Annotated in this window: 8 protein-coding genes, 1 tRNA gene, 1 rRNA gene and 1 riboswitch; of the genes, 2 read left to right on the plus strand and 8 right to left on the minus strand. The window is 62.6% G+C overall.

Translation table 11 applies throughout. The annotated features are described in order from the left end of the window. Positions 1–333 precede the first annotated feature (333 nt). A riboswitch (cyclic di-GMP riboswitch) is annotated at positions 334–419 on the plus strand. Positions 420–480: 61 nt separating this feature from the next. Beyond that, positions 481–1,905: an N-acetylglucosamine-binding protein GbpA gene (gbpA, locus tag ACRCYW_RS17910; RefSeq protein ID WP_438551372.1), complete on the plus strand. Its 1,425-nt coding sequence runs from the start codon at positions 481–483 to the stop codon at positions 1,903–1,905. 54 nt (positions 1,906–1,959) lie between these two features. Here gbpA and cbl read toward each other — a convergent pair whose 3' ends face one another. The 6 genes from cbl to ACRCYW_RS17940 form a co-directional block, all read right to left on the minus strand. Then, positions 1,960–2,907, minus strand: coding sequence for an HTH-type transcriptional regulator Cbl (gene cbl, locus ACRCYW_RS17915; RefSeq protein WP_438551373.1), 948 nt, complete (start codon positions 2,905–2,907; stop codon positions 1,960–1,962). A 95-nt stretch (positions 2,908–3,002) separates the two neighbouring features. Beyond that, a complete protein-coding gene (locus ACRCYW_RS17920) occupies positions 3,003–4,085 on the minus strand; it encodes a sulfate/molybdate ABC transporter ATP-binding protein (protein ID WP_438551374.1) in 1,083 nt (360 codons plus the stop codon). A 24-nt stretch (positions 4,086–4,109) separates the two neighbouring features. Beyond that, complete coding sequence (cysW, locus tag ACRCYW_RS17925) at positions 4,110–4,997, minus strand: sulfate ABC transporter permease subunit CysW (RefSeq protein ID WP_438551375.1); 888 nt, start codon at positions 4,995–4,997, stop codon at positions 4,110–4,112. Beyond that, on the minus strand, positions 4,994–5,833 hold the full coding sequence (gene cysT / locus ACRCYW_RS17930) for a sulfate ABC transporter permease subunit CysT (protein ID WP_438551376.1): 840 nt from the start codon (positions 5,831–5,833) through the stop codon (positions 4,994–4,996). The genes cysW and cysT overlap by 4 nt, the downstream gene beginning before the upstream one ends. Before the next feature lie 298 nt (positions 5,834–6,131). Next, complete coding sequence (locus ACRCYW_RS17935; protein WP_438551377.1) at positions 6,132–6,707, minus strand: RBBP9/YdeN family alpha/beta hydrolase; 576 nt, start codon at positions 6,705–6,707, stop codon at positions 6,132–6,134. A gap of 39 nt (positions 6,708–6,746) precedes the next feature. Further along, on the minus strand, positions 6,747–7,748 hold the full coding sequence (locus ACRCYW_RS17940) for a sulfate ABC transporter substrate-binding protein (RefSeq protein WP_438551378.1): 1,002 nt from the start codon (positions 7,746–7,748) through the stop codon (positions 6,747–6,749). Between the two features lie 197 nt (positions 7,749–7,945). Between ACRCYW_RS17940 and ACRCYW_RS17945 the strand changes: the two genes are divergently transcribed. Next, complete coding sequence (locus ACRCYW_RS17945; RefSeq protein WP_438551379.1) at positions 7,946–9,196, plus strand: MgtC/SapB family protein; 1,251 nt, start codon at positions 7,946–7,948, stop codon at positions 9,194–9,196. Positions 9,197–9,351: 155 nt separating this feature from the next. Here the strand turns inward: ACRCYW_RS17945 and ACRCYW_RS17950 are convergent. Beyond that, positions 9,352–9,428 (minus strand) — tRNA-Asp (locus tag ACRCYW_RS17950). Between the two features lie 96 nt (positions 9,429–9,524). After that, positions 9,525–9,639: ribosomal RNA gene (gene rrf / locus ACRCYW_RS17955) — 5S ribosomal RNA — on the minus strand. Positions 9,640–9,643: the final 4 nt, after the last annotated feature.

Consider the following 9,643-nt stretch of genomic DNA (forward strand, 5'->3'; position numbering starts at 1 on the left):
TCTGCGCAAGGGACGAGCATTGCCCCCACTCTGATCCCTTGCCGGCCCGTCGGCCACACCCACTCCGCCTCTCCAGCCACCCTCTCCACTCAGGGAAGCAGCCGGGGAGTGGATTACGGAGCAAGGCCTGAAGATGCATTCGCATCGCCATGTTTAATATTCACGGAAGCCGCCGGCATATCGAATAGAGTTAAAATTTAAAAAGAAAAACAAAATCTTACGTATTGGCTCTACTCCGATGAGGTCAAGCTGTAAAGATTTACACTTAATAATTCAATCAAAAGAAGTCATGATAGGAAGGTCGTAGTCAAATGCGACACCATGACCCTTTTTGTAGTCATTTGGCAAACTGGTTGAAAGGCCAGGACGCAAAGCCTCCGGTCTAAAGACATGATGTCCAGGATAGCGGGGTTGCAACACCGTGTTTCGGGGAACTCCCCTGCCAACTTGACTGCCCACATCTATCGAACAGAGGAATGTATGGCAGCAACTATTCAACTCAATCGCCTCGCGGCCGCGCTGGCGCTGCTGGCCAGCGGCGGCGTGCTTGCCCACGGCTATATCAATCAGCCGGAAGGACGCAACTACCTGTGCAAGACCGGCGGCAACATCCAGTGTGGCGCCATCCAGTGGGAGCCCCAGAGCCTGGAGGCAGCGTCCGGCTTCCCCAATGGCGGCCCGGCCGACGGCCAGATAGCCTCCGCCGGTCACACCCAGTTTGGTGAACTCAACGCCCAGACCAGCGACCGCTGGACCAAGCGCAACGTCCAGGCCGGTCCCTTCGCCATCGGCTGGACCTTCACCGCCAATCACGTCACCCGCAACTGGCGCTACTACCTCACCAAGCAGGACTGGAACCCGAACCAGCCGCTGACCCGGGCCTCCTTCGATCTCAACCCCTTCTGCGTGATCGACGGGAAGATGGAAAAACCCGCCATGCAGGTCACCCATAACTGCACCCTGCCGGCCCGCACCGGCTATCAGGTGATCCTGGGGGTCTGGGAGGTGGGGGATACCACCAACAGCTTCTACAACCTGATCGATGCCCGCTTCGAGGGTGGCACCCAGCCCCCCCTGAACTGGAGCCAGGGCGGGACCATCTATCCCTCCATCGATCTGGCGGCCGGTGACAAGGCCATGACCCGGGTGTTCGACGCGAACGGCGAGCGCACGGATCTGCAGACGGTGCTGACCATCGCCAATACCGAACAGGGCCAGAAGAACAACTGGGCCCACGCCCTGTCCAGCAAGATCAACGCGGAGCAGAGCCAGATCCGCGCCGGCCAGCAGGGGACTGACGGCCAGTTCAACCCTGTCTACGGCCAGAACCCCGTCTACCTGAAGGCGGGCAGCAACCTGCAACGGGTCGAGATCCAGCTCGAGCAGGAACAACCGCCCATCGGTGACAGCGTCAGCGTGAGCGGCCTGGAGCGCGAATACCTGCTCGACAACGGCAAGCTGACCCTGAATTTCACGGTCGCGGCCCAGGGGGATCTCGCGGTCACCAATACCCTCTATGACCATGGCGGCGTCGCCAAGGGCCAGAGCAGTGCCGACATCAAGGACAGCAGCCAGAGCTTCACCATGCCGCTGACCGGCCTGAGTGCGGGCCACCATCAGCTGGTGATCGAGGGCAAGCCCAAGTCCGGCGGCGCCACCGTGCAGCAGACCCTGGATCTGATGCTCAACGACCCCGCCAGCGGCGGCGACTATCAGTACAGCTTCCCCGAGGGGCTGAAGTCCTACACCGCCGGCACCAAGGTGCTGCAACCCAAGAACGGCAAGATCTACCAGTGCAAACCCTTCCCCTACAGCGGCTGGTGCAGCCAGTGGGCTAGCACGGCCACCCAGTATGAGCCGGGCGTCGGCTCCCACTGGCAAGAGGCCTGGACCCAACTGCCATAAGCGTCCAGAACGCAAACAGGGAGCCTCGGCTCCCTGTTTTTTATGGCAACGGCCTCAGATCTGGTAGTCCAGCACCCCATCGTTGCGCAGGGCCCGCGCCTGTATGTCCGCGAGGGCCAGTTCCGGGTTGCAGAGCTGGATGAACTGCCAGGCGAAGTTGTGCTGGAACTGCCCCTGCTTGAGGCCGATCCAGGCGGTGTGGGGGGCAAACAGCCGGCTGCCGTCGAGCTGCACCAGCCCCTTGTCCCGCTGGCCGTTGAAGGCCATATCCGCCAGTATGCCCACCCCCATCTCCAGCTCGACATAGGTCTTGATGACGTCGGAATCCTGAGCCGTCAGCAGGATCTGCGGCACTATGCCGGCCTCGGCAAAGGCTTCGTCCACCCGCACCCGACCGGTCAATCCGGCCTGATAGGTGACGATGGGCCAGTGGGCCAGGGCCGCCAGGGTCAGCTCCCGCTCGGCGGTGAGGGGGTGCTGCTCCGGCACCACTATGTTGTGGTGCCAGCGGTAGTAGGGGAAGGCGACCACCCCTTCGCTCTTGTCGAGCTGCTCGCTGCTGATGCCGATGTCCACCTCGCCGGTCTGCACCAGCCGCACTATCTCCTCCGGGCTGCCCTGACGCAGCTCCAGCTGCACCAGCGGGAACTGTTCGCGAAACGCCTTCACCACCCGCGGCAGGGCATAGCGCGCCTGGGTGTGAGTGGTCGCGACCAGCAGCCGGCCCGAGTCGCGGTTGGCGAAGGTGCTGGCCAGTTTGCGGATGTTGTTGGCGTCGTTGAGGATGCGCTCGGCGATCACCAGCAGCTCCTTGCCCGGCTCCGTCATGCCGAGCAGCCGCTTGCCGTAGCGGATGAAGAGCTCCAGCCCCAGCTCCTCCTCCAGCTCGCGAATGTGTCGGCTGACCCCGGACTGGGAGGTAAACAAGGCATTGGCGACCTCGGTCAGATTGTAGTCCCGCCGCGCCGCCTCACGAATAATGCGTAGTTGCTGAAAATTCACGTCATCGCCTCCTGCGCTGACCGGCCCTGTGGGATTGACCCCGGGGCCTTGTTCTCTGTCTCAAGCCTGAAATGTCGCACCGGGCGCCTCGGAACCTAGATCTGGTAATCCGGGTAGAGCTGGGCCTGCCTGGCCACCAGGCGCACCTCCTGACCCGGCACCAGGGCACGGGCGGACTCCTTGCTAAGCTCGGCCTCGTAGTGAGCCCCCTTGCCATTTGGAGTGCCGGCGTCACCGTTGCCCCTGAGCTCGACCCGGATCCGCGGCCCCATGGGCAGCAATCGGGTGATGGTGGCGCTGATGCCACCCGCTGCGTCCGCCGGCAGGATCTCCAGCTCGTGGGGGCGCACATAGGCGATGGCCGCGCTGCCATGGGCCAGCTGAGAATCGCTCGCCCCCCCCAGCCACTGCTCGCCGATGCCGAGTCCCTGCTCCGCCACCCGGCCATGGAACAGGTTCACGCTGCCGAGGAAACTGTGCACGAAGGAGCTGGCCGGCTGGTCATAGACCTCGGCCGGGGTGCCGACCTGCTCCACCCGACCGGCGTTCATCAGCACCACTCGATCCGCCACCTCCAGCGCCTCCTCCTGATCGTGGGTCACGAAGAGGCTGGTGACGTGCAGCTCGTTGTGCAGTTCCCGCAGCCAGCGACGCAACTCCTTGCGCACCTGGGCATCGAGGGCGCCGAACGGCTCGTCCAGCAGCAGCACCTTGGGCTGCACCGCCAGGGCCCGCGCCAGGGCGACCCGCTGGCGCTGACCACCGGAGAGCTGGGTCGGGTAGCGCCCGGCCACGTGGCTGAGCTGCACCAGATCCAGCAGCTCCTTGACCCGGGCGCGGATGGCGGCTTCGTTCGGGCGTTCGCTGCGCGGCTTTACCCGCAGGCCGAATGCCACGTTCTCGAACACCGTCATGTGGCGGAACAGGGCGTAATGCTGGAACACGAAGCCGACGTTGCGCTCACGCACGTGCAGGGCGGAGGCATCCTCCCCCCGGATGATGACGCTGCCGCTGTCCGCCTGCTCCAGCCCGGCGATGATCCGCAGCAAGGTGGTCTTGCCGCAGCCGGAAGGCCCCAGCAGGGCGACCAGCTCGCCGTCGTGGAAGTCCAGGTTGATGTCGGCAAGGGCCGCGTACTGATTGAAATGCTTGTTGAGTTGTTGAACCTGAATGCTCATGGCTGCCTCGTTGAAACTGTGAAATCAGTGAGATTTAGTGGGCTGACCACGCAGCCGGGCCAACAGGGTTTCCCCCAACAGGGTAAAGATCCCGAACAGGGCCAACAGGCTGGCTACCGCGAAGGCAGCGCCCGTCTGGTACTCGTTGTAGAGGATCTCGATGTGCAGCGGCAGGGTATTGGTCTGGCCGCGGATATGGCCCGAGACCACGGACACGGCGCCAAACTCCCCCACCGCCCGTGCGGTACAGAGCAACACGCCATACATCAGGCTCCAGCGGATGCCGGGCAGGGTCACCCGCCAGAACATCTGCAAGCCGCTCGCCCCCAGCATGATGGCGGCTTCCTCTTCCTCTGGTCCGCGCGCCTCCATCTGGGGCAGCAGCTCGCGCACCACGAAGGGCACCGTAATGAAGGTGGTCGCGAGTATGATCCCAGGGGTCGCGAAGATGATCTTGATGTCGTGCTCGCTCAGCCAGTCGCCAAACCAGCCGCGGCTCCCGAACATCAGCACGAACATCAGGCCCGCGATGACAGGAGACACCGAGAACGGCAGATCGATGATGGTGATGAGCAGTTGCCGGCCCGGGAAGCGGAAGCGGGCGATGGCCCAGGCGGCCGCCAGACCGAACAGCACGTTGAGCGGCACCGAGCAGAGGGTCACCAGGGCGGTGAGGCCGAGGGCGCTCAAAGCATCCGGCTCGCTGATGGCGTGCCAGAAGAAGGCCAGGCCCGGAGTCAGCGCCTGAATGAAGACGGTTGCGAGCGGCAACAACAGCAGGGCGGCGAACCAGCCCAGCCCCACTGTGATGAGCAGCCACTTGACCCAGACCGGCTCGCGGGTCACGGGTTGATGGGTCACGACCACGGCCACTTGGGGTGCCTTGTCGAGTGCGATTGTGGATGCGGTCATATGCGGCTCCCTCCGATACGGGCCCAGCTCCAGGCCTGCAACTTGTTGATGATCAACAGCAAGATGAATGAGATGAGCAGCATGACGGCGGCGATGGCGGAGGCCCCTGCGTAGTCATACTCCTCCAGGTGGCTCATGATCATCAGGGGTGCAATCTCCGACACCATGGGCAAGTTGCCGGCGATAAAGATGACGGAGCCGTACTCCCCCACCCCGCGGGCGAAGGCCAGGGCGAAACCGGTCAGCAGCGCCGGGATCAGGGTCGGCCAGAGCACCCGGGCGAAGGTCTGCCAGCGGTTGGCGCCGAGGCTCGCCGCCGCCTCTTCCTGCTCGGTCTCGGCTTCACGCAGCACGGGTTGCAGGGTACGCACCACGAAGGGCAGGCCGATGAAGGTCAGCGCTATCACCACCCCTATGGGGTTGTAGGCGAGCTCTATGCCGAAGGGGGCGACCCACTGACCGATCCAGCCGTTGGGGGCGAAGATGGCGCACAGGGCGATGCCGGAGACGGCGGTCGGCATGGCGAACGGCAGATCGATGAGGGCATCCACCAGACGGCGGCCCGGGAAGCTGTAGCGCACCAGCACCCAGGCCAGGATGAGGCCAAACAGGCTGTTGAGCAGGGCGGCGATAAAGGCGGCGCCGAAGCTCAGGCGAAACGAGGCCAGCACCCGGGGGGAGCTGATCACCTGCCAGAAGTCGGTGGCACTCAGGTTGTTGATGGCGAACAACACCAGGGCGGAGAGCGGCAGCAGCACCAGTATGCTCAGGTAGAGCAGGCTGAAGCCCAGGGTCGGCCCCAGGCCTGGCAGGACGGAATAAGAACTTAATCGCATAACACATCCGTTTGTTATAAATAACTTTCGATATAGCGATTCTGCTCATAGCTGCCAGATGCAACAAACACCAATAACGCCTTTACTAATCACTTTTTTGTCTAACAACGGTGGAACAAGGCTTTTAGAGCGACAAATAAAAAAAAAGGTCTTTTATATAAATAAAAGACCTAACCAAACGGAGCCGTGAAACCAAAACCGGAAGTTGCTGCCATAAATACGAAACCTGGGTGCGAGCCGATCTGCCCGCCATTGCTGTGTGTCGCCTCCTTAACTGTCGTGCTGTGACTATCGATGACTAACGAACACTGAGAGCCGCCCGCTTGCCCCACTCGGCCTGGGCCGGCTCGACCACCATCTCGGCTCGCCGATGCAGGGTGCCGAGCAGGTTGAGACCCTGACTCCACTCCCCGTGACCGGACTGGGCATTGATGTGACCCACTTCCCCTGCGTCGAACAAGGGCACCTGCCATTGACGACTCCAGTACTCGGCCCGCTCGAACGACATCCAAGGATCGTTGCGACTGGCGATGAGCTGGGCGGAAACCTTGACCGACCCCGCCAGTAGCTCGTCCGGGATGCCGAAACGGGCCGGATCGGCGGGGGCCACGATCAGGATGGAGGAGACCTTCTCCGGTTGCAGCCTGGCGGCGGCGATGGCGGTCAGGGCACCAAAGGAGTGCGCCACTAGATGGACTCGGCCGCGCCTGCTCCTGAGCTTGCTCGCCAGCTTGGCACTCCAGACCGTCAGGTCCGGCTTGTCCCAGGGCAGGCCAACCATGCGCTGCCACTGGGGGAAATGCTGGTGCCAGCGGCTCTGCCAGTGATCCGGCCCGCTGTTGTGCAGACCGGGAACCAGGAGGATCTTGTTCATCGTGGTGCTCCTATCCGTTGTCACAGTGGGCCAGAAAACTTAGCTGCCCGGCTGATAGATCTGGTCGAACAGACCGCCCTGGGCGAAGTGTTTCTTCTGGGCCTTGTCCCAATCCCCTTCCAGATCCTTGACGGTGAACAGGCTCAGGGTCGGGAACTGGGCCGAGGTCTCCTTCAGGATCGCCGGGTTGCTGGGACGATAGTGATACTTGGCGATGATGCGCTGGCCTTCATCCGAGTAGAGATAATCAAGGTACGCCTTGGCGACCGCCTCGGTGCCGTGCTTCTTGGCCACCTTGTCCACGACGGTGACCGGCGGCTCCGCCAAGATGGAGACGGACGGTACCACCAGTTCAAACTTGTCGCTGGTCCCCGGCTGATTCAGCACCAGCAGGGCCTCGTTCTCCCAGGCCAGCAGCACATCACCCAAGCCGCGCTCGATGAAGCTGGTGGTGGCGCCGCGAGCACCGGAATCCAGCACCTTCACGTTCTTGAACAGGTCACCGACGAACTGCTTGGCGCCGTCCTCGCTGCCACTCTTCTTCAGGGCATAGCCCCAGGCGGCCAGATAGTTCCAGCGCGCTCCGCCGGAGGTCTTGGGGTTCGGGGTGATGATGGAGACATCCTTGCGCACCAGATCGCCCCAGTCCTTGATCTGCTTGGGGTTCCCCTTGCGCACCAAGAAGACGATGGTGGAGGTATAGGGAGAAGCGTTATTGGCGAGACGCCCTTCCCAGTCGCTGGCGGTGAGGCCTGCCTTGGCCACGGCATCGACGTCATAGGCCAGCGCCAGGGAGACCACATCCGCCTCCAGACCGTCCACCACGGCGCGCGCCTGCTTGCCGGAGCCCCCGTGAGACTGGCTGACCACCACGTCGTCCCCTGTCTTGGTCTTCCACTCCTTGGCAAACGCCGTGTTGTACTCCTGGAACAGCTCGCGGGTCGGGTCGTAGGAGACGTTGAGCAAACGGACTTCGGCGGCATTGGCCTGGCCGAGCGCCAGCAGGGATAACAGGGAGAGTGCGGTCATTCGCAGTTTCATGGTGATACTCCTTATCGTTGGATTGAGTACAGCATGCCGCCTCTTCGATATACCAGGAAGAAAGAAATAGCGCTTTGCTTATCTCTTTTACGCATATTAGTCCACGACCCGCTGCTCACACTGTGAGCCAGCGCCCTCAGCCCAGTTTCCCCTTGTGCCATCATGAGACGAGGCGGCAACGACATGGAGGAAGCGACATGTGGATCGAGGCCGAGCCCGTCTATGGCGCCCTGGTCTCCCTGGCCATAGGGCTCATCATCGGGCTGGAGCGGGGCTGGCAGGTACGCCGGCTCGGCGACAACCAGCGCATCGCCGGCATGCGTACCTATGGGCTCATCGGCCTGCTCGGCGGTGTCTGCGCCCTGTTGCTGCCCACACTGGGGCCCTGGTTGGCCCTGTTCGGTCTGCTGGCGGTAGTGACGGGCTGCGGCCTCTCGGTCTGGCTGGCCCTGCGCTGGCAGGGGGAGTTCGGCCTTACCAGCTCGGTGGCCATGCTGCTCACCTACCTGCTGGGGCTGATGTCTGTGTTGCAGAGCCCGAGCGAGGCGGTGGCCTGCGCCGTGCTGGCAGCCCTGTTGATGGGGCTCAAGGGCCAGATCCAGCAGGGAATGCTGTTCCTGAGCGAGACGGAGTTTCACGCCACCCTGCGCTTCCTGCTCATCTCCCTGGTGCTGCTGCCCGTATTGCCCGACGCCGAGATGGGCCCCCTCAACGCCTTCAATCCGTTCAAGATCTGGCTAATGGTAGTGGTGATCGCCGGCATCTCCTTCTGCGGCCACTTCGCGGTGCGGCTGCTCGGCACCCGCTCCGGCCTGGTGCTGACCAGCATGCTCGCGGGGCTCGCCTCCTCCACCGCCCTTACCCTGCAGTTCGCCCGTCTCAACAAGGCGCAGTCCGGTCTGGAGCGACTGCTGGCTACCGGCATACTGCTGGCGGGGGCCACCATGTGGTTGCGCCTGCTGGTGCTGGTACTGCTGATCCACGCCGAGCTGGCCCAGCACCTCGCCACCCCCTTGCTGGTATTGGCGGCCATCGTCTATGGCTTCGCCTTCTGGTTCTGGCGCCAACGGGAAGAGGTGGTGGACAACCCGGTACAGCCCGAGACCAGCAATCCCCTGGATCTCGCCACCGCCATCAAGTTCGGCCTGCTGCTGGCACTGATCGGCTTCATGGCGACCCTGCTGCAGAGCAAAGTGGGCAACTCCGGGGTCTACCTGCTGGCGCTGGTATCGGGGATCACGGACGTGGACGCCATCACCCTCTCCCTCTCCCAGCTAGCCCACAAGGATCTGCTGCTGGACGTCGCGGCCCGCGGCATCCTGCTCGCCGGTCTGGTCAATTCGTTGGTCAAGGGTCTGTTGGCACTTGCCATAGGGGGGCACAAGCTGGGGTTGAGAGTGCTGCTGCCTTATCTCGTCTCGATCGTGCTGATCCTGCCGCTGCTATAACTATCTCAGCCAACTTACTGAATGTATTTGGCATTTCTATCCAGCACGTGGCACATAGGCAGAGAAAACAGGAGATGTAGGGGATTGGGGATATAAGAAATGGTGGGAATCCCGGACATAAAAAAGCCCAGTCGTTAGACTGGGCTTCTTGTTAGTGGCGGAGCGGACGGGACTCGAACCCGCGACCCCCGGCGTGACAGGCCGGTATTCTAACCGACTGAACTACCGCTCCGCATTCGGTTAGCTTTCGCTAAATCATGTGCCGCTTCCATGAGGTGTCATCCTCGCAGCCAGTGATGTGATTTTGCACATCGCTGTTTAATTGGGTGCCTGGCAGTGTCCTACTCTCGCATGGCGAATGCCACACTACCATCGGCGCTACCGCGTTTCACTTCTGAGTTCGGCATGGGATCAGGTGGTTCCACGGCGCTATGGCCGCCAGGCAAA

It is taken from the genome of Aeromonas sp., assembly GCF_051657805.1.
Taxonomy (GTDB): domain Bacteria; phylum Pseudomonadota; class Gammaproteobacteria; order Enterobacterales; family Aeromonadaceae; genus Aeromonas.